The organism is Agromyces selenitireducens (assembly GCF_052748465.2).
The window spans coordinates 1,793,114-1,817,823 of sequence record NZ_CM188259.1; the positions used below are offsets into that span (position 1 = coordinate 1,793,114).

The 24,710-nt window shown below is 72.2% G+C and carries 21 protein-coding genes; 14 read left to right on the forward strand and 7 right to left on the reverse strand.

Annotated features, from left to right (window positions below; all coding sequences use genetic code 11):
- Positions 1 to 21 precede the first annotated feature (21 nt).
- From ACULK4_RS08395 to ACULK4_RS08410, 4 genes are read left to right on the forward strand one after another with little or no spacing between them, the layout of a single operon-like run.
- Positions 22 to 834, forward strand: a complete 813-nt coding sequence (locus ACULK4_RS08395; protein WP_445966669.1) for an ABC transporter ATP-binding protein — start codon at positions 22 to 24, stop codon at positions 832 to 834.
- Complete coding sequence (locus tag ACULK4_RS08400; RefSeq protein WP_445966668.1) at positions 831 to 1,523, forward strand: ABC transporter permease; 693 nt, start codon at positions 831 to 833, stop codon at positions 1,521 to 1,523. Before ACULK4_RS08395 ends, ACULK4_RS08400 begins: the two co-directional genes overlap by 4 nt.
- Positions 1,520 to 2,281: an ABC transporter permease gene (locus tag ACULK4_RS08405; protein ID WP_445966667.1), complete on the forward strand. Its 762-nt coding sequence runs from the start codon at positions 1,520 to 1,522 to the stop codon at positions 2,279 to 2,281. Before ACULK4_RS08400 ends, ACULK4_RS08405 begins: the two co-directional genes overlap by 4 nt.
- Entirely contained in the window at positions 2,278 to 3,216 is a 939-nt protein-coding gene (locus ACULK4_RS08410; protein WP_445966666.1) for an ABC transporter substrate-binding protein, read from the forward strand. Before ACULK4_RS08405 ends, ACULK4_RS08410 begins: the two co-directional genes overlap by 4 nt.
- Here ACULK4_RS08410 and ACULK4_RS08415 read toward each other — a convergent pair.
- From ACULK4_RS08415 to ACULK4_RS08425, 3 genes are read right to left on the reverse strand one after another with little or no spacing between them, the layout of a single operon-like run.
- Positions 3,213 to 3,995: a DedA family protein gene (locus ACULK4_RS08415; RefSeq protein WP_445966665.1), complete on the reverse strand. Its 783-nt coding sequence runs from the start codon at positions 3,993 to 3,995 to the stop codon at positions 3,213 to 3,215. The genes ACULK4_RS08410 and ACULK4_RS08415 overlap by 4 nt on opposite strands.
- A 41-nt stretch (positions 3,996 to 4,036) precedes the next feature.
- Positions 4,037 to 4,963, reverse strand: a complete 927-nt coding sequence (locus ACULK4_RS08420; protein ID WP_445966664.1) for a M56 family metallopeptidase — start codon at positions 4,961 to 4,963, stop codon at positions 4,037 to 4,039.
- A gap of 1 nt (position 4,964) precedes the next feature.
- Complete coding sequence (locus tag ACULK4_RS08425) at positions 4,965 to 5,336, reverse strand: BlaI/MecI/CopY family transcriptional regulator (RefSeq protein ID WP_445966663.1); 372 nt, start codon at positions 5,334 to 5,336, stop codon at positions 4,965 to 4,967.
- Between the two features lie 109 nt (positions 5,337 to 5,445).
- Between ACULK4_RS08425 and ACULK4_RS08430 the strand changes: the two genes are divergently transcribed.
- The 9 genes from ACULK4_RS08430 (at position 5,446) to holA (ending at position 19,592) form a co-directional block, all read left to right on the forward strand.
- The gene (locus ACULK4_RS08430) at positions 5,446 to 6,858 is read left to right on the forward strand and encodes a cytochrome ubiquinol oxidase subunit I (RefSeq protein WP_445966662.1); all 1,413 of its coding nucleotides are present in this window, start codon (positions 5,446 to 5,448) and stop codon (positions 6,856 to 6,858) included.
- 12 nt (positions 6,859 to 6,870) lie between these two features.
- Entirely contained in the window at positions 6,871 to 7,875 is a 1,005-nt protein-coding gene (cydB, locus tag ACULK4_RS08435) for a cytochrome d ubiquinol oxidase subunit II (RefSeq protein WP_445966661.1), read from the forward strand.
- Between the two features lies 1 nt (position 7,876).
- Positions 7,877 to 9,511, forward strand: a complete 1,635-nt coding sequence (gene cydD, locus ACULK4_RS08440) for a thiol reductant ABC exporter subunit CydD (RefSeq protein ID WP_445966660.1) — start codon at positions 7,877 to 7,879, stop codon at positions 9,509 to 9,511.
- Positions 9,504 to 11,243 carry a thiol reductant ABC exporter subunit CydC gene (gene cydC / locus ACULK4_RS08445; protein WP_445966659.1) on the forward strand — a complete coding sequence of 580 codons (1,740 nt, stop codon included), beginning with the start codon at positions 9,504 to 9,506 and terminating at the stop codon, positions 11,241 to 11,243. The genes cydD and cydC overlap by 8 nt, the downstream gene beginning before the upstream one ends.
- A 79-nt stretch (positions 11,244 to 11,322) precedes the next feature.
- Positions 11,323 to 12,726, forward strand: a complete 1,404-nt coding sequence (pabB, locus tag ACULK4_RS08450) for an aminodeoxychorismate synthase component I (RefSeq protein ID WP_445966658.1) — start codon at positions 11,323 to 11,325, stop codon at positions 12,724 to 12,726.
- Positions 12,727 to 12,812: 86 nt separating this feature from the next.
- Positions 12,813 to 15,389, forward strand: coding sequence for a leucine--tRNA ligase (gene leuS / locus ACULK4_RS08455; RefSeq protein ID WP_445966657.1), 2,577 nt, complete (start codon positions 12,813 to 12,815; stop codon positions 15,387 to 15,389).
- A gap of 95 nt (positions 15,390 to 15,484) precedes the next feature.
- Positions 15,485 to 16,177, forward strand: a complete 693-nt coding sequence (locus ACULK4_RS08460; RefSeq protein ID WP_445966656.1) for a ComEA family DNA-binding protein — start codon at positions 15,485 to 15,487, stop codon at positions 16,175 to 16,177.
- The gene (locus tag ACULK4_RS08465; protein WP_445966655.1) at positions 16,178 to 18,547 is read left to right on the forward strand and encodes a ComEC/Rec2 family competence protein; all 2,370 of its coding nucleotides are present in this window, start codon (positions 16,178 to 16,180) and stop codon (positions 18,545 to 18,547) included. It begins immediately after the preceding gene.
- Positions 18,548 to 18,575: 28 nt separating this feature from the next.
- Positions 18,576 to 19,592, forward strand: coding sequence for a DNA polymerase III subunit delta (gene holA / locus ACULK4_RS08470; RefSeq protein WP_445966654.1), 1,017 nt, complete (start codon positions 18,576 to 18,578; stop codon positions 19,590 to 19,592).
- Between the two features lie 120 nt (positions 19,593 to 19,712).
- On the opposite strand, the gene rpsT is transcribed toward holA, so the two are convergent.
- From rpsT to ACULK4_RS08490, 4 genes are all read right to left on the reverse strand, one after another.
- Complete coding sequence (rpsT, locus tag ACULK4_RS08475; RefSeq protein WP_445966653.1) at positions 19,713 to 19,973, reverse strand: 30S ribosomal protein S20; 261 nt, start codon at positions 19,971 to 19,973, stop codon at positions 19,713 to 19,715.
- 162 nt (positions 19,974 to 20,135) lie between these two features.
- Entirely contained in the window at positions 20,136 to 20,888 is a 753-nt protein-coding gene (locus ACULK4_RS08480; protein WP_445966652.1) for an alpha/beta fold hydrolase, read from the reverse strand.
- A gap of 3 nt (positions 20,889 to 20,891) precedes the next feature.
- Entirely contained in the window at positions 20,892 to 21,518 is a 627-nt protein-coding gene (locus ACULK4_RS08485; protein ID WP_445966651.1) for a response regulator, read from the reverse strand.
- Positions 21,515 to 22,741, reverse strand: a complete 1,227-nt coding sequence (locus tag ACULK4_RS08490) for a sensor histidine kinase (protein ID WP_445966650.1) — start codon at positions 22,739 to 22,741, stop codon at positions 21,515 to 21,517. Before ACULK4_RS08490 ends, ACULK4_RS08485 begins: the two co-directional genes overlap by 4 nt.
- Before the next feature lie 79 nt (positions 22,742 to 22,820).
- On the opposite strand from ACULK4_RS08490, the gene lepA reads away from it, so the two are divergent.
- On the forward strand, positions 22,821 to 24,677 hold the full coding sequence (lepA, locus tag ACULK4_RS08495) for a translation elongation factor 4 (protein ID WP_445966649.1): 1,857 nt from the start codon (positions 22,821 to 22,823) through the stop codon (positions 24,675 to 24,677).
- The last annotated feature ends 33 nt before the right edge of the window (positions 24,678 to 24,710 follow it).

A 24,710-nucleotide genomic window follows, 5' to 3' on the forward strand; every position in this document is an offset into this window, starting at 1 on the left:
CAGCACGTGGGGAGAGGCAGCATGATCGAGTTCCGCGGCGTCACGAAGCAGTTCCCCGACGGCACGGTGGCCGTGCACGACGTCGACATCGTCATCCCGCCGCACAAGACCACGATCCTCGTGGGTTCGTCCGGCTCGGGCAAGACCACGCTGCTGCGCATGATCAACCGCATGGTCGACCCGACCGCGGGGCAGGTGCTCATCGACGGCACGGATGTCGCGACGGTCGATCCCGTGAAGCTGCGACGCGGCATCGGGTACGTCATGCAGAACTCCGGGCTGCTGCCGCACCGCAAGGTCATCGACAACGTCGCGACCGTGCCCGTCCTTCGCGGCGAGTCGAAGCGCGCGGCGCGCGCCCGGGCCCTCGAACTCATGGACACCGTCGGGCTCGACCGCTCCCTCGCCGACAAGTACCCGGCACAGCTCTCCGGAGGCCAGCAGCAGCGCGTCGGCGTGGCGCGCGGGCTCGCCGTCGACCCGAACATCCTGCTCATGGACGAGCCGTTCGGTGCGGTCGACCCGATCGTGCGTTCCGAGCTGCAGCAGGAGCTGCTGCGGCTGCAGGGCGAGCTCGGCAAGACGGTCGTGTTCGTCACGCACGACATCGACGAGGCGTTCCTCCTCGGCGATCAGGTCGTGATCCTGCGGACCGGCGGCGAGATCGTGCAGATCGGGTCGCCCGCGGAGATCCTCGCCGGCCCGGCCGACGAGTTCGTCGCCGGCTTCATCGGCGCCGACCGCGGCCGGCGCACGCTGCGGGTCACCGAGGTCGACGGACGCCGGGTCGTGGTCGACGAGGCCGGGCGGCCCGCCGGGGTCCTCGCCCCGTGAACTGGCTCTGGGACAACCTCGACCGGGTGGCCGAGCTGACACTCGTGCACCTGGCGTTGTCGGTGCCGCCCGTCATCCTGAGTTTCGTGATCTCGATCCCGATCGGCTGGGCGGCATGGCGGTACCGGTGGTCGCGGGGCGCCGTGCTCGGGTTGGCCGGCATCCTCTACGCGATCCCGTCGTTGCCGCTGTTCATCGCGATGCCCGGGATCATCGGCACGTCGCTGCGCTCGCCGGTGAACGTCGTGGTCGCGCTCACGCTGTACGGGATCGCGCTCATGGTCCGCTCCGCGGCGGACGGGTTCGGCGACGTCGACCCGGGAGTGCGGCTCTCGGCGACGGCGATGGGCTACTCGCCGTGGCGCCGGTTCCTGGGCGTGGAGCTCCCGCTCGCCGGTCCCACGCTCCTCGCGGGACTGCGCGTCGTGATCGTGAGCACCGTGAGCCTCGTCACCGTGAGTGCGGTGCTCGGCATCCAGAGCCTCGGCAGCCTCTTCACCGACGGCTTCCAGCGCAACATCCCGCTCGAGATCGCCACGGGCATCGTCGCGACCGTGATCCTCGCGCTCGTGCTCGATTTCGCAGCGGTGCTGCTCGGCCGGGTGCTGATGCCGTGGACGAACGTCGATGCCCGCGCGCGACGAGAGTCGAGGAAGTCGATCCGCGACCCCGAGGGGGCGGTCGCATGAGCCTCTTCGCCGAGGCGTTCGCGTGGATCCTCGACCCGGCCAACTGGTCCGGCGACGACGGGATCGGCGCACAGCTCTGGTTCCACCTGGTGTTCAGCCTCGCCGTCGTGGGGGCGGCTGCGGTCATCGCGCTGCCGGTCGGTGCGCTCATCGGCCACACCGGGCGAGGCCGCGAGACGGCGGTCACGATCTCCGGCGGAATGCGGGCACTTCCGACGCTCGGCCTGCTCACGCTGGTCGCGCTGGCGCTCGGCGTCGGCATCCTCGCTCCGTTCATCGCGCTCGTGGTGCTCGCCATCCCGCCCGTGCTCGCCGGCGCGTACGCCGGCGTCGGCGCCGTCGACCGGCGCACCGTCGACGCGGCCCGTGGGATGGGCATGACCGAATCCCAGATCGTCGGCAAGGTCGAGTTCCCGATCGCCCTGCCCACCGTCATGGGCGGCATCCGCTCGGCAGTGCTGCAGGTGGTGGCGACCGCCACGCTCGCCGCCTACGTCGGCGGGCCGGGGCTCGGCACCTACCTCTTCCTCGGCATCCAGACCCGCGACTACCCGTTGATGCTCGCCGCGTCGATCCTCGTGATCGCGCTCGCGCTCGTGCTCGACGCCGTCTTCGCCGGCCTGCAGCGACTCGTCGTGCCCGCGGGCGTCCGCGCCGCGCGCGACACCGAAAGGCTCCGCCTCCGGCCGGTCCGGTCGAAGGCGGTCGTGGGCGCACCCGCATCAGGGGCGCCCGTCAACGAAGGGAATGCATCATGAGGTCCGCAACTGGAAGAGGCCGGCTCGTCGCCCTGGCGGCGGCCGCGGTCGGGGCGACAGTGGCCCTGGCAGGGTGCGCGTCGGGGGATCCCCTGGACGAGGAACCCGGTGACGGCGGCGACGGCGCGAGCACGTCGGAGACCATCGTCGTCGGATCGCAGGACTACTACTCGAACGAGATCATCGCCGAGATCTACGCGCAAGCCCTCGAGGCGAACGGCTACACGGTCGAGCGGGAGTTCCGCATCGGCCAGCGTGAGGTCTACATCCCCGAGATCGAGGCGGGCGAGATCGACCTGTTCCCCGAGTACACCGGCAACCTGCTGCAGTACTACGTGCCCGACACCGAGGCCACGACCGCCGACGACGTCTACGCCGAGCTCGAGGGCGCACTGCCCGACGGACTGCGCGTGCTCGAACCGTCGTCCGCGACCGACCAGGACTCGTACAACGTCACACGCGAGTTCTCCGAGGCGAACGACGTCACCAGCCTGGCCGACCTCGCCGACGTCTCCGAGCCGATCACGCTCGGCGGCAACGCCGAGTTGGAGACACGGCCGTACGGTCCCGAGGGACTGCAGGAGGTCTACGGCGTCGACGTCGGCTTCACCGCGATCCAGGACTCGGGTGGTGCGCTGACCCTCAAGGCGCTCACCGACGGCCAGGTGCAGATGGTGAACATCTTCAGCGCCGACCCGAACATCGCCACGAACGACCTCGTGACGCTCGAGGATCCCGAGGGCCTGTTCCTCGCTTCGAACGTCGTCCCGATCGCGAGCGAGAAGGTCACCGACGAGATCGCGGCGATCATCAACGAGATCAGCGCGGAGATGACCCCCGAGGACCTCGTCGAGCTCAACTCGCAGAGCGTGAACGAGCAGCGTTCGGCCGACGACATCGCCGCCGAGTGGCTCGAAGCGAGCGGCCTCCTCTAGGAATCGTCCCGACGCTCGGGAGGGTCGGTCGCCTCGGCGGCCGGCCCTTCGTCGTGTCCGGCGAGGTCGGCCGCGACCGGCTCGGCGGCGTCCGGCGCGATGCCGTGCGGGGCGACCACGGCGCCGGCGTCGTGCACCGCATCATCCGCCATGTGCCGTGCCTCGAGCCGCATCAGGATCTTCTTGGCGAGCCAGACCAGCACGAGGAACAGCACGATGGCGCCGACGAACAGGTACCCGGCCCAGTGCAGGTCATCGCTCAACCGCCGGTACTCGCCCGCGGCCGCCGATCCCACGCTCACGTAGGCGAAGGCCCAGATGATGCAGGCCGGCGTCGTCCAGGCGAGGAACCGGCGGTACGACATGTCGCTCATGCCGACGGTGAGCGGCACGAGCGAGTGGAGCACGGGAAGGAACCGCGAAATGAACACCGCCGGGCCGCCCCGCCGGGCGAGGTATCGCCGCGCGCGGTGCCAGTTGTGCTCGCCGATCCGCCGGCCGACGCGGGACCGCTCGATGTGCGGACCGAACCAGCGGCCGAGGGCGAAGCCGATGCTCTCGCCGATGAGCGCACCGACGATCACCGCGAGCGCCAACGCGAAGTACTCGACCGTGCCCTCGACGCCGGTGGATGCGACGATGACGATGCTGTCGCCCGGGACGACCAGTCCGATGAGCACCGACGTCTCGAGCATGATGCCGATCCCGGCCAGCACGGTGCGCAGCACCGGGTCGACGTTCGCCACGGTCTCGAGGATGCCGTCGAGCAACTCGTTCATCGTCTCGAGCCTATTCGCTGCGTCGCGGATACGGCTGTGAGCTAGACGGCCACGGCGGCGAGGACGAGGACCGGCGTCGCGACGATCACGCCCGTGGCGGCCCAGCTCGCGACCCGGGCGTGCGGCGCGAGCGGATGCCGCCCCGGTTCGAGTCGGAGGAGCCGCTGCTCGAGCATGCCCGCGTCGGGGTTCACGCCGCCGGCGTCGGCGTACGCGCCGGGCTCGCCGGTGCTGCCGACGAGGACGAGGGCGCGGCGGAGCGGCTGGTCGCCGGTGACACGTCGGGCGCCGTCGTCGGCGAGCAGCTCGGTGAGCAGCGCGACGGCGCGCTCGGCGCGATTGGCGATGGGGAACCATGGGAGCGCGCCGTGCCAGGCGCGGAAGGCGAGGAGCACGAGGTGGTGGAACTGGTCGAGGTGCGCCCGTTCGTGCGCCACGACGGCCCGGAGCTCGTCGTCGTCGAGGAGCTCGACGAGGCCCTCGGTGATCACCGTGGCGGTGCGGATGCCGGGGACGCAGTACGCGACCGGCACTGGGTGGGAGAGGACCCGGGGCGCTGCCGGGTCGGCGCCCGGTTCGGCGAGCAGGTCGACCAGTCGGTGCTGCCGGCGGCGGGCGCGTTCGGCGCGGACGGCCGTGGCGGCGAGGTTGAGTGCCAGGTGCACCGCCAGTCCGACTGCCAGCGTGAGCGCGGCGAGGTGGACGACCCCGTAGCCGTCGGGCACGGGGCCGGCCGAGAAGGCGGGCAGCAGGTCGGCGGCCGCGCCGGCGATCGATCCGGCCGGCGAGGCGCCGAACACGAGCAGCGACCCGATCATCGCGAGTCCGCCGCCCAGTGCGATCCCCTGCCACAGCGCGAGGGCGGTCGCGGGGGAACGTGAGGGCCACGCCGCCCGGGAGAGGGCGACGGGGACCGGCCAGGCGAGCGCGAGCGCGACGACGCCGAGGAGGACGGCGGCGGCGACCACGTCAGCGGCGCACGAGTTCGTCGAGGAGTCGGCGCAGCGTGCGCGCCTCGCCGTCGGTGACGGTGCCGACGAAGCGCGCCAGCGCGGCGTCGCGATCGGAGGACGACGAGAGGACCTCGTGCATGAGCTCCGCGGTGTGCTCCGCGCGTGAGAGGAGCGCGTGGTAGCGGTGCGGCCGGGTCTCGCGGGCGCGGGACACGAAGCCCTTGCGCTCGAGCCGCGAGAGCACGGTGAGCACGGTCGTGGTGGCGGGGGTCCGCGACGGGTCCGCGGGGTCGGCGAGGCGCTCCCGCACCTCGTTCGCGGTGAGGGCGCCATGGCTCTTCCAGAGCTGCTCCATCACGGAGCGCTCGAGCTCGCCGAGTCCTGCCATACGACGAGGATACCGCGCATCCGCGTCATGGTTCTACATGACGTAGAAAAGTGCTCTACGCTGTGTAGAAGTATCGCGTCGCCGTCACTCATCGAAAGGTGCCTCCGCAGTGAACGAGCTCCTCGATCCGCTCCTGCTCGCCAGGTGGCAGTTCGGCCTCACGACGGTCTACCACTTCCTCTTCGTCCCGCTCACGATCGGGCTCGCCACCACGGCCGCCATCTTCCAGACCGCCTGGGTGCGCACCGGGAAGGTCGAGTACCTCCGCATCACGCGGTTCTTCGGCACGATCTTCCTCATCAACTTCGCGATGGGCGTCGTGACGGGCATCGTGCAGGAGTTCCAGTTCGGCATGAACTGGTCCGAGTACTCGCGGTTCGTCGGCGACGTCTTCGGTGCGCCGCTCGCGCTCGAGGGCCTGCTCGCGTTCTTCCTCGAGGCGACGTTCATCGGTCTCTGGATCTTCGGCTGGAACCGCCTGCCGCAGAAGCTGCACCTCGCGACCATCTGGGCGACCGCGATCGGCAGCATCCTGTCGGCGTACTTCATCATCGCCGCGAACGCCTTCATGCAGAACCCGGTCGGCTACCAGATGAACGCCGAGCGCGGCCGGGCCGAACTCGTGGACATCTGGGCCCTGCTCACGAACCCGGTCGCCCTCGCCGCGTTCCCGCACACCATCTTCGCGGCCTTCATGGTGTCGTCTGGCCTCGTGATCAGCGCCGCCGCCTGGCACCTCGCCCGCAACCAGCACCTGGACACCATGCGGCCCGCCCTGAAGTTCGGACTCTGGACGATGGTCGGTGCGGGCGCCCTGACCACGTTCTTCGGCGACCAGCTGAGCCTCGCAATGGTCGCCACGCAGCCCATGAAGATGGCCGCCGCCGAGGCGACGTACGACACGGTCTGCGGCGCGGATGCCTCGTTCTCGCTGTTCACGCTCGGCACGCCCGACGGCAGCACCGAGCTGTTCTCCGTCCGCGTCCCGTACCTGCTCTCGCTGCTCTCGACGCACACGCTCGACGGATGCGTCGAGGGCATCAACGACCTGCAGGCGCTGTACGCCGACCTGTACGGACCCGGCGACTACGCGCCGATCATCTGGGTGACCTATTGGTCCTTCCGCTGGATGATCGGCCTCGGCATGCTGCACATCCTCGTCGCCGTCGTCGGCCTCTGGCTCACCCGCGGTGGCCGGATGCCGCGCCGGCGCTGGGTGTGGACCGCAGCGATCTGGAGCTTCCCGCTCTCGCTCATGGCGATGATCGTCGGCTGGGTCTTCACCGAGATGGGCCGGCAGCCGTGGATCGTGTTCAGCCTCCTGCCGACGGAGTCGGCGGTGTCGCCGAACGTCACGGGCCTCGAGGTGCTCATCTCGCTCGTCGCCTTCACGCTCATCTACGGCGCCCTCGCGGTGGTCGAGGTGAAGCTGATCCTCCAGGCGATCCGCACGGGCCCGCCCGAGGTCACGCCGCCCGACCCGGAGACGGGCAAGGTCGAACACGCCGCCACGGTCTACTAGGAGAAGACGGACATGGATCTCGCAGTGCTCTGGTTCTGGATCGTCGCCTTCCTCTTCGTCGGCTACTTCGTGCTCGACGGGTTCGATTTCGGCGTCGGCATGTCGCTGCCCTTCCTCGGGAAGGACGACACCGACCGCCGCGTGCTCATCAACACCATCGGCCCGGTCTGGGACCTCAACGAGACCTGGGTCATCGTCGCGGGCGCCTCGCTGTTCGCGGCGTTTCCGGAGTGGTACGCGACGCTGTTCTCCGGCTTCTACCTGGCGCTCCTGCTCATCCTGCTCGCGCTCATCGCACGCGGCGTCTCGTTCGAGTACCGGCACCAGCGGCCCGAGCTGGCGTGGAAGCGGCGCTTCGACTCGATGATCGTCGTCGGCTCGGCCGTGCCCGCACTGCTCTGGGGCGTCGCGTTCGCGAACATCGTGCAGGGCGTACCGCTGGATGCGGACCACAACTACACCGGGACGCTGTTCGACCTGCTGAACCCGTACGCCCTCCTCGGGGGGCTCACGACCCTCCTCCTGTTCTTCACGCACGGCGTCGTCTTCGCGGCGCTCAAGACCGACGGCGAGATCCGCGAGCGCGCCCGCCGCCTCGCGACCCGCGCCGGCGCGGTCACGATCGTCGTCGCGGCGACGTTCCTCGTCTGGACGGGGCTCGCGCACGGCACGTTCTGGTTCTGGGCGCTGGCCGCGGTCGCCGCCCTGGCCCTCATCGGCAGCTGGCTCGCGAACTCCCGCGGCGCCGAGCGGACCGCCTTCGCGCTCATGGCCCTCACCATCGGCGCGGCGGTGTTGGGACTGTTCGCCGCCCTGTTCCCCGACGTCATGCCCGCCTCGAACGACCCCGCGAACAGCCTCACCATCGCCAACGCGTCGAGCACGCCGTACACGCTCACGGTCATGAGCTGGACCGCGCTGATCTTCCTCCCGCTGATCCTCGCGTACCAGGGGTGGACCTACTGGGTGTTCCGCAAGCGCGTGACCAGGCAGACGATCGACGCCGCGGTGCACTGACGTGCGCCCGCTCGACCCCAGGCTCATCCGCCGCTCGCGCGCCGCGCGCGGATTCCTCATCGGCGGCGGCGCGCTGGCGCTGCTCCAGGCGGGATCCACGGTCGCGTTCGCGTGGGCGTTCTCGACGCTCGTCGTGGGGCTCATCGAGGGCGAGGTGACGTGGGGCGTCGAGCCGGTCGTGGTCGTGCTCGTGGTCGCGGCATCCGTTCGCGGCATCGCCGGATGGCTCTGGGAATGGCTCGGGTCGGCAGGGGCGATGCGCGTCAAGTCCGGGCTCCGTGACGACCTGCTCGCGGCACTCGGGTCGCGGCCGCCCGAACGGCGCGGAGCCACGACCGCGAAGGCCGCGACGCTCCTCGGGCCGGGACTCGACGCGCTCGACGAGTACTTCGGCCGCTACCTTCCGCAGCTCGTCCTCACCGCCGTCGCGACGCCCGTGCTCGTCGCAGCGGCGTGGATGGCGGACTGGGTGTCGGGGCTGATCCTCGTGATCGTCCTGCCCCTCATCCCGGTGTTCATGGCACTCATCGGCATGGCCACCGAGGTCGTGCAGCGACGCCAGTGGGAGCGGCTGCAGTCGTTGTCCCGCGGGTTCCTCGAGGTCGTCGGGGGGCTCTCGACGCTCATGGTGTTCGGCCGCGCCGAACGGCAGGTCGGTCGCATCCGCACCGTCACCGACGAGTACCGCTCGAGCACCATGAAGGTGCTGCGGGTCACGTTCCTCTCCGGCTTCACCCTCGAGCTCGCCGCGAGCCTGTCGGTCGCGCTCGTCGCGGTGTCGATCGGCCTGCGCCTCGTCGCGGCCGACATGTCGTTCGCGCCCGGGCTGTTCGTGCTCATCCTCGCCCCCGAGGTGTTCCTGCCGATCCGCAACGTCGGCGCCGCGTTCCATGCATCGACGGCGGGGCTGGAGGCGTCGCGTGACGCGCTCGACGTGCTCGAGGGCGACACGGACGCCGCGTCGCGACCGGCTGCGATCGCTCCCGCGGTGACGAGTGCGACGGATGCCGCGGGCCTGCGGGTGCGCGGACTGCGGGTGTTCCGCGACGGCCGGCCGGTGCTCGCCGGGTTCGATCTCGACGCCGCGCCGGGCGAGGTCGTCGCCGTCACGGGTGCGAGCGGCTCGGGCAAGTCCTCGCTCGTGGCCGCACTCCTCGGATTCGCCGACGCCGCGGGGGAGGCCACGCTCGACGGTGCGCCGGCAGGAGCGGGCACGCGATACCGCACCGCCTGGGCCGGGCAGGCGCCCCACCTGCTCGAGGGCACGGTCGCGGAGAACGTGCGCCTCGGCGCGTCGGATGCGCCCGCCGAGCTCGCCACCCGTGCGCTCGCGCTCGCCTCGGTCGACGTGCCCGCCGAGACGCCGCTCGGGCCCGGGGGCTCCGGGCTCTCCGGGGGGCAGGCGCAGCGCGTCGCGGTGGCGCGCGCCATCCATCGGCTGCTCGCACTGGACGCGCCGTTGCTCGTGCTCGACGAACCGTCGTCGGCACTCGACGCCGACCGCGAGGCGGCACTGGCCGCGGGATTGCGCGCGCTCGCGGACGAGGGGCGCATCGTCGTCGTCGTCACGCATCGCGAGGCCCTCGCTCGCCACGCCGACCGCGTGGTCGCGATCCGGGAGGTCGCCCATGCCTGATCCGACCACCACGGTGCTCCGCCGCGCCGTGCCGCCCGTGCGCCGGCTGCTCCCGTCGGTGCTGCTCGGCGTGGCCGCCGGGCTCTCGAGTGTCGCCCTGCTCGCTGCGAGCGCGTGGCTCATCGCCCGCGCCGCCGAGCAGCCTCCCGTGCTGTACCTGTCGCTCGGCGTGGTCGGCGTGCGTGCGTTCGCGCTCGGCCGTGCCGTGTTCCGCTACCTGGAGCGCCTCGCCGGGCACGACGCCGCGTTCCGCCAGCTCGCCGCGATCCGCGCCGACGTGTTCGAGCGGATGCTGCCGGTCGCGCCCGATGGGCTCGCGACGACCCGGCGCGGCGACCTGCTGTCGCGATTCGTCGGCGACGTCGACGAGCTGCAGAACGTCTCGCTGCGCATCGTGCAGCCGCTCGCCAGCGCCGCGGTGGTGCTCGCTGCGGCGCTCGCCGGGCTGGCCTGGCTCGCCCCGGGCTCGGCGCTCGCGGTCGGCGCCTGCCTCGCGGCGGGCATCGCGCTCGCGGTGCTCGCCCAGCAGGTGATGGCGGCCCGCGCGGACGCCCGGCTCGCGCCGCTCCGCGGCCGGCTGCAGGCGGCGATCGTGGAGCATGTCCAGGCGCTCGACGTGCTCGTCGCGTACGACGCCGCCGAAGCCGGTCGTGCGCGCATCCGACAGATCGGCGCACAGCTCGAACGCGTGACCCGGGCCCGGGCCTCTGCCCAGGGCTTCGCTGCCGCCGCGATGAGCGCCGTGGGCGGCATCGCGGCCGTCGCGAGCCTCGCAGCAGCGGCCCCCCTCCTCGCCGAAGGGCGGATCGACGGGCCGACGTTCGCCGTGCTGTGCCTCGTCCCGCTCGCGATCGCCGAGGTCGCGACGGCCGTTCCGGTCGCCGTCGGGTCCCTGCGGGCCGTCCGCGCGAGTGCCGGCCGGGTCGCCGACGCGGTGCCCGACGAGGTGCCGCCGGAGTTGCCGGTGCCGCGTCCGGCGGCCGATGTCGACCTCGCGCGCCGCGATCCGGCGCCTGGGCGTGAGGGCAGGGCTCCCTCGCTGCGACTGAGGGGCATCCGCGCGAGCTGGCCGCGGGTCGCCGCGGATGACGATCAGCGACCGGAGCTGGCATCCGTCGCATCACCGTCGTCCGGGCCCGAACGCCCCGACCTCGACGGGGTCGACCTCGACGTCGGACCCGGCGAGCGCGTGCTCGTCGAGGGCTCGTCCGGTGCGGGCAAGACCACGCTCGCGCACGTGCTGGTCCGCTTCCTCGAGTACGACGGCTCGTACCGGATCGGCGACGTCGAGGCGCGCGAGATGGACCCGCGCGACGTCCGTCGCGCGGTCGGCCTGGTCGAGCAGCGTCCATGGCTGTTCGACGAGGACCTGCGGCAGAACCTGCTGTTCGCGCGCGACACCGCGTCCGACGACGAACTGCTCGAGGTGCTCGACCGCGTCGGCCTGGGGTCGTGGGTCGCCGGACGCGGCGGGCTCGATGCGCGCGTGGGGGAGTGGGGCGCGCTCGTCTCCGGCGGCCAGGCACAGCGCATCGCGCTCGCGCGGGCGATGCTCGCCGACTTCCCGGTGCTGGTGCTCGACGAGCCGACGGCGAACGTCGACCCAGAGCGCGCCGACGCGCTGCTGCACGACCTGCTCGGCGCGGCCGGGCCGGGGCGGAGCGTCATCCTGATCTCGCACACGGGTGCCCCGGCGGGGCTCGTCGAGCGGACGGTGACGCTGGGCGGCTGAACGTGATCGGCCGGATCGGTCCGCTGCGCCGCCCGGGCGCGACGGATGGCCCGCGCGGGGCGGGCAGTACGCTCGGAGGGTGCCACGACGCATCCGGAGCCTGACGCTGCACGAATGGCGCGACCCCGAGACGGTGTTCCTGGCACTCGGGGCCGACGCGGAGACGGTCGCCTGGCTCGACAGCGGCGACGACGTGCGCGCGGGGCGCAGCGTGATCGCGGTGGCCGCCGCCGACGCCCCGGTCGTGATCGCCGACGATGCGGTCGACCCCGACCGCGTGTACGCCGAGCTGGCTCGCCGGATCGGCGGCGTCGGGCTCGGCGCGGACGCCGACCCTGAGGGCCGCGCCGCCGTCGGCTGGTACGGCTGGTTCGGGTACGAGTTCGGGGCGCGCACGCTCCGGGTCCCGGCTGCGGCCACCGAGGCGCCGGCCGCGGCGTTCTTCTTCGCCGACCGGGTGGTCGTGTTCGAGCACGCTGCCCGCGACGTGCGACTCGAGTGGATCGAGGGCGACGACCACGCCGCATCCGTCTCGGACTGGGTCGACCGCACCCGCGCGACGCTCGCCGCCCTCTCGGCGGAGCGGCCGGATCACCCCGCCGACGTGCGACCTGAGCCATCCGTCGCGACGCGCTGGCGCCACGACGCCGACGCGTACCGACGGATGATCGGCGAGTGCCGGGCCGCGATCGTACGCGGCGACGCCTACCAGCTCTGCCTCACGAATCGCGTCGCCCTCGACGTACGACCCGACCCGGTCGCGACCTACCTCCGGCTCCGCCGCGGCAGTCCGAGCCACCACGGCGGCTACCTCAGGTTCGGCGACGTCGCCCTGCTCAGCGCCTCGCCCGAGCAGTTCCTCCTCGTCGAGCGCGACGGCACGGTGGCGACCAGGCCCATGAAGGGCACCCGGCCCCGCTCGGCCGACCCCGTCACCGACATCGCGCTCCGCGCCGAGCTCAGCGCGAGCGAGAAGGAACGCGCCGAGAACCTCATGATCGTCGACCTCATGCGCAACGACCTCGGCCGCATCGCCGAGCTCGGGACGGTCGCGGTGCCGAGCCTGCTCGAGGTCGAGGAGTACCCGCACGTGCACCAGCTGGTCTCGACCGTGACGGCGCGGCTGCGGCATCCGCTCACCGCGCTCGACGCCGTGAGGTCGGCATTCCCAGCCGGGTCGATGACCGGTGCGCCGAAGGAGAGCGCGATGCGGATCCTGCACGCGCTCGAGCGAGGTCCCCGGGGCGTGTACTCGGGGGCGTTCGGATGCCTCGGGGTCGACGGCACCGCCGACCTCGCCATGGTCATCCGGTCGATCGTGCTCACGCCGTCGGGTGCGTCGATCGGCACCGGCGGCGGCATCACGGCGCTGTCGGATCCCGACGAGGAGGTCGAGGAGACCCTGGTCAAGGCTCGAGCGCTGATCGCCGTGCTCGGCGGCGGTGCGGCATCCGTCACCCCGGCGGGACGCCGCGCCGATTGAGTAGGCTTGACCCTCGGGCGTGCCGCTCGCGCGCGCCCGCGACCCGGGCGATCGACCCCACCCCGCGCATCACGATTGAGAGTCACGTGGCACACGAGCAGGACACCACCGACACCGCCGACGCCGGCACCTACGACTTCGCCGCCATCCAGGCGAAGTGGCTCCCGGTGTGGGAGGAGCTCCAGCCGTTCCGCGCCGCGCAGCCCGGCGACACGCGTCCACGCAAGTACATCCTCGACATGTTCCCGTACCCGTCGGGCGACCTGCACATGGGCCACGCCGAGGCGTTCGGGTTCGGCGACGCGGCCGCTCGGTACTGGCGCCACCAGGGCTTCGACGTGCTGCACCCCATCGGGTGGGACTCGTTCGGCCTGCCCGCCGAGAATGCGGCGATCAAGCGCGGCGCCGACCCGAAGGCGTGGACCTACGCGAACATCGAGCAGCAGAAGCGCTCGTTCAAGCAGTACGCGCCGTCGTTCGACTGGTCGCGCGAGCTGCACACCAGCGACCCCGAGTACTACAAGTGGAACCAGTGGCTGTTCCTGAAGCTGTACGAGAAGGGCATCGCGTACCGCAAGGCCGGCCAGGTCAACTGGTGCCCCAACGACCAGACCGTGCTCGCCAACGAGCAGGTCGTCGACGGCCACTGCGAGCGCTGCGGCTTCGTCGTCACGAAGAAGGCGCTGACGCAGTGGTACTTCCGCGTGACCGACTACGCCGACCGCCTCCTCGACGACCTCAACCAGCTCGAGGGCAAGTGGCCCACGAAGGTCATCACGATGCAGCGGAACTGGATCGGGCGGTCCTCCGGCGCCGACGTCGACTTCGCGATCGAGGGCCGCGACCAGCCGGTCACGGTGTTCACGACCCGCCCCGACACGCTCTACGGCGCGACGTTCATGGTGGTCGCACCCGACTCCGAACTGGCTGCCGAGCTCGTCGCCGGCGCGTCCGACGACGTCCGCGCCAGGTTCGACCAGTACCTCGAATCGGTGCGCGCCGAGAGCGACATCGACCGGCTCGCGACCGACCGGCCCAAGACGGGCGTGTTCCTCGATCGCTACGCGACCAATCCGCTGAACGGCGAGCGGCTGCCGATCTGGGCTGCCGACTACGTGCTCGCCGACTACGGCCACGGTGCGATCATGGCGGTCCCCGCGCACGACCAACGCGACCTCGACTTCGCGCGCACCTTCGAGCTGCCCGTGCGCGTCGTCGTCGACACCAACGCGCCGGTGACCGGCGTGATCCCCGTGATCCCGGTCGACGACCAGGGCGTGCCGCTGCCGCTCGAAGACCTGCCCGAGCTCGACCCCGCCGCGACCGGCGTCGCGCTCACCGGCGAGGGGCGCCTGATGAACTCCGGCCCGCTGAACGGGCTCAGCAAGACCAACGCGATCCGTCGCGCGATCGAGATCCTCGAGGAGCGCGGCCTCGGCCGCACGGCCAAGAACTACCGCCTGCGCGACTGGCTCATCTCGCGGCAGCGGTACTGGGGCACGCCCATCCCGATCGTCCACTGCGAGCAGTGCGGCGAGGTGCCGGTGCCCGAGTCCGACCTGCCGGTCCGGCTGCCGGATGCCGCAGGCCTCGACCTGCGACCCAAGGGGGCGAGCCCGCTCGGCGCGGCCGACGAGTGGGCTCGGGTGGAGTGCCCGAACTGCGGCGGCGACGCACGCCGCGACTCCGACACGATGGACACGTTCGTCGACAGCTCCTGGTACTTCCTGCGCTACCTGAACCCGAACGACGACGGCCGTGCGTTCGACCCGGCCGAGGCCGAGAAGTGGATGCCGGTCGACCAGTACGTCGGCGGCGTCGAGCACGCGATCCTGCACCTGCTGTACGCGCGCTTCTTCACGAAGGTCCTGTTCGACCTCGGGTACCTCGGCTTCACCGAGCCGTTCACCTCGCTGCTCAACCAGGGCATGGTGATCATGGACGGCCAGAAGATGTCCAAGTCGAAGGGCAACCTCGTCGAGTTCGCCTCCGAGCTGTCGGCGCACGGTTCGGACGCGCTCCGCGTCACCCTCGCGTTCGCGGGCCCGCCCGAGGACGACATCGACTGGGCCGACGTGTCCCCGGTCGGTGCGGCCAAGTTCCTCGCTCGCGCCTGGCGCATCTCCGGCGAGGTGACCTCCAGCCCCGACGTCGAGTGGAAGACGGGTGACCCGGCGCTGCGGCGGGTCACGCATCGCCTGCTCGCCGACGCGCCCGGCCTCGCCGAGTCGTTCAAGTTCAACGTCATCGTCGCTCGCCTCATGGAGCTCGTGAACGCGACCCGCAAGGCGATCGACTCGGGCGCCGGGCCGGCGGATGCCGCGGTGCGGGAGGCCGCCGAGGTGACGGCGATGATCCTCGACCTCTTCGCCCCGTACACGGCCGAGGAGATGTGGCAGCGCCTCGGATACGAGCCCACCGTCGCGAACGTCGTGTGGCGCAAGGCCGACCCGGCGCTCCTCGTCGAGGAGTCGGTCACCGCGATCGTGCAGGTCGACGGCAAGGTGCGCGACCGCATCGAGGTGTCGCCGAAGATCGGCGCCGAGGAGCTCGAGGCGCTCGCGCGCGCGTCCGACGCGGTCGGCCGGTCGGTCGGCGAGCGCGAGATCGCGAACGTGATCGTCCGTGCACCGAAGCTCGTGAACATCGCCACGCGCCGCTAGCGCACCCGCCCTCCACAGGAGTCCACGTCGACCGGGCGTCCGCGCACGACCGGTCGCGAGGCCGCCGACCGTCGCGCCGTGGCTAGCGTTCCGGCATGCCCGTGCGCCGACCGACCGACCGAGCCGCCGCCGACCCGCTTGCCGCGCTCGACGACGTCCGCGCGGCGCCGCGGTCGCGCATCGCGGTCGGCGCCGCAGTGGTCGTGTTCGTGGCGGCGGTCGCGGTCTCGGCGGTCGTCACGTTCGCGTCCGCCGGTGGCGGCATGCAGGGTGAGGTGGGTGCACCGGGTGTCCGTATCGAGGGTGTCGGGGCGACGGATGCCGCGGCCGGGGGAGCCACGGGCGACGACGAGCTCGCGTCGACCGGCACCCTGCTCGTGCACGTCCTCGGTGCGGTCGCCCGACCCGGGATCGTCGAGCTCGCCCCGGGGGCCCGGGTCGTCGACGCGGTCGGCGCTGCGGGCGGCCTCACGGCCGAGGCCGATCCCGGTGGAGTGAACCTCGCACGCGCACTGGTCGACGGCGAGCAGCTCGTGGTGCCCGTCGTCGGCGCGGCCGAGTCGGCAACGGCCGCCGGAGCGCCGGGTCCGGGCGACGGGCGAGTGAGCCTCAACCATGCCGACGCGGCCGAGCTGGACACGCTGCCGCGCATCGGCCCGGCGCTCGCGCAGCGCATCATCGACTGGCGTGAGGCGAACGGGCCGTTCACCGACGTCGCACAACTGCTCGACGTCGCCGGCATCGGCGACGCCGTGTACTCGGGCCTCGTCGACCTCGTGACGCTCTGAATGCGCGCCCACGACCTGCGCCTGCTGCCGTCCGCGATCACCGCATGGGCGATCGCCTGGGTCGCGACCGGCGCAGCGGACGCGGGTGCACCCGCGTGGGTGGTGCCGACGGCATGCTGGAGCGCCGCGGCAGCCGGGCTGGTCGCCGCGGTGACGCGCTCCAGCGCCGTGCGCGCGGCGCCGACCGGGGGTGGTGCGGGCCGTCCGAGGAGTACCGGGGGTGCGGTGTTCGCGCTCGTCGCGGTCGCCGCGACGTGCGCCGCCCTCGTCGCCACCGCCGCCGGGATCGGCCTCGCGCTTCGAGGGTCGGGTCCGCTTCCGGCCGCTGCCGCCGACCGCTCCTGGGTCGAGGCGGAGATCCGGATGGAGGCGGCGGCGAGGGCCTCGTCGGTCGCGGCATGGGAGGAGCGGTCGACCGCCTGGCGAGCGCCGGCCACCGTGATCGCGGTCGACGGTCGCCCGCATCGTCCGGTGCGCGTCGAGGCGGTGCTGTCCGGCCCAGCCGCCGCACCCCCATTCGGCGCGACGCTCACGCTACGCGCCAGGGTCTCGGCACTGCCGGGCTCCGACCGTGAGGGTTTCCGGCTGCGCGGCGAGGTCGAGCGGATCGGATCGGCGTCCGCCCTGATCGCATGGACGCACCCGCTGCGCGATGGACTCGCCGACGCGGCGCAACGGCTCGGCGGCGACGGGGGCGCGCTCGTCCCCGGTCTCGCCATCGGCGACACCGCGGGGGTCTCCGAGGAGCTCCGGGAGGCCATGACCGCGGCGTCGCTCACCCACCTCACCGCCGTTTCCGGGGCGAATTGCGCGATCGTGACGGCGGCGGTGTTCTGGGCAGCGGGACGCGCGGGCCTGCCGCGTGCCGCGCGCATCGGTGCCGCCCTGGCCGCGCTGCTCGGGTTCGTCCTGCTCGTGACGCCCGAGTCGAGCGTCGTCCGCGCGGCCGTGATGGCGGTGGTGGTGCTCGTCGCGCTCGGAGTGGGCCGCGCGGGCGGGGGCGCATCGGCCCTCGCCGTCGCGACGGTGATGCTGCTCGCGATCGATCCCTGGTACTCGCGCGACTTCGGCTTCGCCCTGTCCGTCTGCGCCACGGCGGGACTCATCCTGCTGTCCGGCCCGCTCGGCAGGGCCCTCGCGAAGTGGATGCCGCGACCCGTCGCAGCAGTGGTGGCGATCCCGCTCGCCGCGCAGCTCGCATGCCAACCGGTGCTCATCCTCCTCGAGCCCGTGCTGCCCGTCTACGGGGTGCCCGCCAACCTGCTCGCCGCCCCCGCGGCTCCGATCGCGACCGTCGCCGGCCTCGTCGGGTGCCTCCTCCTGCCGGTGCTGCCGTCGGTCGGCTTCGCGGCCCTGCAGGTCGCCTGGCTGCCGGCGACATGGATCGCCATGCTCGCCCACGGGACGCAGCGATTGCCGGTCCAGACCGTGTCGTGGCTGCCGGATGCGCCCGGCGCGGCGCTCTGCGCCGTGGCGGTCGCCGCCGGTCTCGTCGCCTCGAGCCGGCCGCCGGGGCGCGGCCGGGCGATCGCCGCCGCGGTGCTGGTAGTCGCCGTCGCCCTTCCCGTCGGTGCCGCGGCCGGTCGCCCGCTCGTCGCCCGGGCCGCGCTGCCGGGCGACTGGCAGATCATGCAGTGCGACGTGGGGCAGGGCGACGCCGTGCTCGTGCGCGACGCGGGAGCGACCCTGCTCGTGGATGCCGGACCTGATCCCGGCGCGCTCGAGCGCTGCCTCGACCTCGCCGGCATCCGGCGCCTCGATCTCGCCGTCATCACGCACTGGGACGCCGACCACGCCGGCGGGGTCGCCGCCATCGCAGGGCGCGTCGGCGTGGTCCTTCACGGGCCGCTCGACGGCGGACGCTCGAAGCGCGCGCTGGCCCCGCTCGTGGGCGGCGGTGCCGAGGTGATGGAGGTCGCCTCGGGCGCGTCCGGATCGCTCGGCGAGGCGGACTGGCGGGTGCTCTGGCCGCCCGCCCGGACGGCTCCCGGCAACGACGCGAGCGTCGTGCTCGACCTCCGGTCGGAGCGCTTCCGGGCGGTGTTCCTGGGCGATCTGGGCGAGGAGGCGCAGGAGCGCCTGCGGCGCGACCACGACCTCGGCCGCGCCGACGTCGTGAAGGTCGCCCACCATGGCAGCGCCGACCAGAGCGCCGAGCTGTACCGGGAGCTCGCGGCATCCGTCGGATTCGTCGGCGTGGGTGCGGAGAACGGCTACGGCCACCCCACGGAATCGCTGCTGGACCTCCTCGCCCACGGCGGCACTGCTGTCGTCCGCAGCGATCAGGTGGGGACCTCCGCGCTCATCGCGGCGGACGGCGGGTTCAGGCTGTGGAGCGAGCGTGCCGCCGACGTCGGCGGCGATCCGTAGACTGGTCCGGCAGTCGGAGGGAGCGCACGTGGCGGCACGCGGAGGCACGGCCAAGGCGAAAGCGGCGATCCCGCAGTTGACCTGGAACCAGGTCAGGCCCGCACCTGTCGTGCTCGTGTCCGGGGGCGAAGACGTCCTGGCAGAGCGCGCCGTCACGATGCTGCGCGACGCCCTGCGCGACGTCGACCCTGAGCTCGAGGTCAGCGACCTCGATGCCGACGGCTACCGGCGCGGCGAACTGCTCACCCTCGCGAGCCCGTCGCTGTTCGGCGAGCCGCGGCTCATCCGGGTCGCGGGCGTCGAGCGTTCGACCGACGACTTCCTCCTCGACGCGCTCGAGTACCTGGCCGATCCCGCCGAGGGCACGACGCTCGTGCTGCGACACCGCAGCGGCACCCGCGGCAAGAAGCTGCTCGACGCGATCCGCGCCGGCACGGGCGGTGGCATCGAGATCGTGTGCGCCGAGCTCAAGCGCGACTCCGACAAGCAGGACTTCGCCGCGGCCGAGTTCCGCCTCGCCGGGCGGCGCATCGCGCCCGCGGCCCTGCGCTCCCTCGTGGCGGCCTTCAGCGACGATCTCGGCGAGCTCGCCGCCGCCTCCCGTCAGCTCATCGCCGACGTGCCCGGCGACGTCGACGAGGCGACCGTCGCCAAGTACTACGGCGGCCGCGTCGAGACCACCGCGTTCGCGGTCGCCGACTCGGCCATCGCGGGGCGGCACGGCGAGGCGCTCATCGCGTTGCGCCACGCGCTCGACTCCGGCGCCGACCCCGTGCCGATCGTCGCCGCCTTCGCCATGAAGATTCGCACGATGGCCAGGGTGGCCGGTGCCCGCGGTGCTGCGGCGTCGTCGCTCGGCCTCGCGCCGTGGCAGGTCGACCGCGCCCGCCGCGACCTCATGGGATGGGACGACGAAGGCCTGGGCGCCGCCATCGATGCCCTCGCCGCCGCCGACGCCGCCGTGAAGGGTGCCGAGCGCGACCCGGTCTTCGCGCTCGAGCGGCTCGTGGGCGTCATCAGCGCGCGCGGCCGCGCCCTGGCCTGAGCCCTGCGCCCGTCCTCGTCCGCCGGTACCGGACTGCACGCCGGGGCGGCAACGCACGGCAACGCCGAGGGGTCCCGCACCGACACGGTGCGGGACCCCTCGGTCGAGTTCGTTCGTCGCCTAGAGCGCGGCGACCTGCTTCGCGATGGCCGACTTTCGGTTCGCGGCCTGGTTCTTGTGGATGACGCCCTTGCTCGCGGCCTTGTCGAGCTTGCGGGTCGCGACTCGAAGGGCGGCGGTCGCCTTCTCCTTGTCGCCCTCGGCGACGGCCTTGCGTGTCGCGGTGATGACGGTCTTGAGCTCGCTCTTCACGGCCTTGTTGCGCTCCTGCGCCTTCAGGTTGGTGCGGATGCGCTTGATCTGCGACTTGATGTTTGCCACGTGGTTCGTCTTTCGTGTGTTCTGCGGGTACCGGAGTTGCCGCAATCGGTAGAGGGGCCGTCGCGGCGCATCGTGCGGGGTGGGACCCACACGCAAGCCAACAGGCAACGATACCAGCAACGGCGGGCGACACCAAAGCGCGAGGGCGTCGTCGTCGTGGTGTCAGCGGGCGACGCGACGACGGTCGCTCCGGGCCGCGCGGAGTTCGAGCTCGGCCACTGCCCCGAGCACCGCCGCAGCGAACTCCGCCGGCCGCACGAGGCTCACGAGGTGCGTCGCGCCGTCGATGTGCACGAGTCGCCCGTCGCGCGCCGCTCGGAGCAGCCGGCGCTCCTCGATGCGGAAGTGGTCGTAGCGCCCGTTCACGAACCAGATCGGCACCTCGACGGCCGCGATCGACGCCTCGATGTCGAGCTCGGCGACCGCGCCGATCGCCGGCTGCATCACGTCGAGCGCGACGCCGCCGGCGACCACGTCGTCGACCGCGGCGGGGGAGAGGAAGAGGCGCGCCATCGCGTCGTTCAGCCCGCGCCCCCGGTCGGGCAGCCGCCGGATCGCCGCAGCGAGCGCCAGGTACCCGCGCAGGCCGGCGCCGCGCGGGCGGGTTCCGCATGAGGCGGCGACCAGCCCGTCGAGACGATGCGGATGCCGCGCCGCGTACTCGATCGCGAGATACCCCCCGAGGCTCATTCCGACGAGCAGCCGCGGGGTTCCGGGATCGGCGTCGGCGAACGCCTCGTCGATGGCGTGCATCGCCGCGGCGAGCGTGAACTCCTCGTCGAGGCGCGCACCGTGTCCCGGCAGGTCGACCGTGACGACATCGAGGTCGTGGCGCGACAGGCGCGCGACCTGCCCGCGCCACATCGTCGCCGACGTGCGGATGCCGTGGACGAGGACGACGCGGGCGCGCGGCATCCGTCAGCCCGCCCGGATCGCGCCGAGCTCGCGCGCCTTCGCCACGGCCGCGGTGCGCGATCCGACGCCCAGCTTGGTGAAGATGTGCACGAGGTGCGACTTCACGGTCGCCTCGCTGAGGAACAGCGCCTGCCCGATCTCGCGGTTGGTGCTGCCGCCCGCGACGAGCGCGAGCACCTCGGACTCCCGGACGGTGAGGCGCTGATCGGGACTGCGCTGCGACGCGTCGAGCCGCGACGCGACCGCGGGTGCGAGGGCGGACTCCCCGGATGCCGCCGCGCGGATCGCCGCCACGAGCTCGCCGGGCGGGGCGTCCTTCAGGAGGTACCCGCTCGCGCCTGCCTCGATGGCGCCCAAAATGTCGGCGTCGGTGTCGTAGTTGGTGAGCACGAGCACGCGCGGAGCGCCCGGCGTCGAGCGGATGCGCCGTGTCGCGTCGACGCCCTGGAGCCGGCCGGGGAACTGCAGGTCCATGAGCACGAGGTCGACGCCGGGCGTCGCGGCCAGCGCCACGGCCTCCTCGGCGCTGGCGGCCTCGCCGACCACCGAGAGGTCGGGCTCTGCCTCGAGGAGGGCCCGCATGCCGGCGCGCACCACGGGATGGTCGTCGCTCAGCACGAGCCGGATCATGCGGTCACCGCCGGAATGCGCACGGACAGCGCGGTCCCGCCGCCCGGGGTGGACTCGACGTCGGCGGTCCCGCCGAGCGCCTCGGCGCGGTGACGGATGGCGCGGAGGCCGAAGGACGCGGCATCCGGGCCCGCGGGCTCGAGCCCCGCCGGATCGAACCCGACGCCGTTGTCGACGACGTCGAGCGCGACCTCGTCGCCGAGGTAGCTGAGGGTCAGCTCGGCGCGGGCCGCATCGGCGTGCTTGACGACGTTCGAGAGCGAACCCTGCGCAATGCGCAGCAGCGTCGCCTCGATCGACATCGGCAGGGGCACCGGGTGGCCGCTCAGCGAGAACGAGATCCGAGTGCGCGAGCCCGCCTGCGCGGCCTGCTCGTTCGTCGCCGAGGCGAGTCGACGCAGCGCCGCGGGCAGGGTCTGCTCGTCGAGCGCGGGTGGGGTGAGCTCGCGGATGAACCGGCGGGTCTCCTGCAGGTTGTCGGACGCGGTCTCGCGCGCGAGGCGGAGCTTGTCGCGCACGGCATCGTCGTGGATGTCGCGTTCGGCCGCGTGCAGCAGCATCTGGATGCTCGAGAGGCCCTGCGCGACGGTGTCGTGGATCTCGCGGGCGATGCGCTCGCGCTCGGCGAGCGTGCCGGCTTCGCGGCTCGCCGCCGCGAGCTCCTCGCGGGTGGCGAGCAGGTCGAGGATGAGCGACTGGCGCTCGCGCGACTCGACGGCCATCGCCCGGTAGCCGAGCCCGATGATGACCGCGACGCCCGCGGAGATGAAGGGGCCGAGGATGCTCCCGACCTCGAAGCCCAGGTGCGAGGTCGTGCTCCACACGCTGAGCAGGAAGGTCACGGCGACGAGTGGCACCGCGAAGCGTGCGGGCAGCACGTGCAGCTCGAGGAAGAAGAGGGGGAACGCCAGGAAGGCCGCATCCGGGGTCAGCGCGCCGAGGCCGAGCCAGAGGCCCAGGAGCATGACGAGCCAGCCCGCCCGCATCCACGGCGTCACCACCTGGTGCGCCGTGACCACGCCCACCGCGTAGGTGCCGATGAAGGCGATCGACAGGATGGCGATCGCGATGAGCTGGTCGTCGCCGACGATCACGGCGCGCGCGAGGACGAACAGCGTGAGACCCACGACGAGCACATGCAGGCCGACGCGGAGTGACGTGAACACGGGCCGCAGCGCCGACGGCTGCACCCGTCCGACGAGTGGGGCATCGAGCACGGTCATGGTGCGTTTCAGCGTAGTCCGCGGGCCCGCGGGAGGCATCCGTCGAAAGTGGGATCGGCGGCGTGGGAGAATCGACGGGATGTCTCCGAGAGCCGCTGACCCCCCGGTGCCCGCCGCCACCGATCCCGCGCTGATCCGCAACTTCTGCATCATCGCGCACATCGACCACGGCAAGTCGACGCTCGCCGACCGCATGCTCGGCATCACGGGCGTGGTCGCCGACCGCGACATGCGCGCGCAGTACCTCGACCGCATGGACATCGAGCGCGAGCGCGGCATCACCATCAAGAGCCAGGCCGTGCGGATGCCGTGGCAGGTCGGCGACACGTCGTACGCCCTCAACATGATCGACACGCCCGGGCACGTCGACTTCAGCTACGAGGTGTCCCGTTCGCTCGCCGCCTGCGAGGGCGCGATCCTGCTGGTCGACGCCGCGCAGGGCATCGAGGCGCAGACGCTCGCGAACCTCTACCTCGCGCTCGAGAACGACCTCGAGATCATCCCGGTGCTGAACAAGATCGACCTCCCGGCCGCCGAGCCCGAGAAGTACGCGCGCGAGCTCGCCGACCTCATCGGCGGTTCGCCCGACGACGTGCTGCGCGTGTCGGGCAAGACCGGCATGGGCGTGGAGGACCTGCTCGACCGGGTGGTCGAGCGCATCCCCGCCCCGACGGGCGACGCGGATGCCCCGGCCCGGGCGATGATCTTCGACTCCGTCTACGACAGCTACCGCGGCGTCGTCACGTACGTCCGGATGGTCGACGGCAAGCTGAACCCACGCGAGCGCATCCAGATGATGTCGACGCGCGCGACCCACGAGATCCTCGAGATCGGCGTGAGCGCACCCGAGCCGACACCCACGAAGGGCCTCGGCGTCGGCGAGGTCGGCTACCTCATCACGGGCGTGAAGGACGTGCGGCAGTCCAAGGTCGGCGACACGGTCACGACGGCTGCGAAGTCGGCTGCCGAGCCGCTCGCGGGCTACACCGAACCGCTGCCCATGGTGTTCTCGGGCCTGTACCCGATCGACGGGAGCGACTACCCCGAGCTCCGCGAGGCGCTCGACAAGCTCAAGCTGTCGGATGCCGCGCTCGTCTACGAGCCCGAGACGTCGGTCGCACTCGGCTTCGGCTTCCGCTGCGGATTCCTCGGCCTGCTGCACCTCGAGATCGTCACGGAGCGCCTCCGCCGCGAGTTCGACCTCGACATCATCGCGACCGCGCCGTCCGTCGTCTACGAGGTGACCACGGAGGACAAGAAGACCGTCACGGTCACCAACCCGAGCGAATTCCCGACCGGCGGCAAGATCGCCGAGGTCCGCGAGCCCATCGTCAAGGCCGCGATCCTCGCGCCGAAGGACTACGTCGGCACCATCATGGAGCTGTGCCAGTCGCGTCGCGGCACGCTGCTCGGCATGGAGTACCTCGGCGAGGACCGCGTCGAGATCCGCTACAGCATGCCCCTCGGCGAGATCGTGTTCGACTTCTTCGACAACCTGAAGTCGAAGACCGCCGGCTACGCCTCGCTCGACTACGAGCCCGCGGGCGACCAGGCCGCCGACCTCGTGAAGGTCGACATCCTGCTGCAGGGCGAGCAGGTCGACGCGTTCAGCGCGATCGTGCACCGCGACAAGGCCTACGCCTACGGCGTGCTCATGACCGGGCGGCTCCGCGAGCTCATTCCGCGGCAGCAGTTCGAGGTGCCCATCCAGGCGGCGATCGGCGCGCGCATCATCGCGCGCGAGTCGATCCGCGCGATCCGCAAGGACGTCCTGGCCAAGTGCTACGGCGGTGACATCACCCGCAAGCGCAAGCTCCTCGAGAAGCAGAAGGAGGGCAAGAAGCGCATGAAGATGGTCGGCCGTGTGGAGGTCCCCCAGGAGGCGTTCATCGCCGCGCTCTCGGGCGAGACCGAGAAGAAGGACGCGAAGAAGTAGCGTTCCGGGCGTCCGGCCGATTCCGGCCGCACG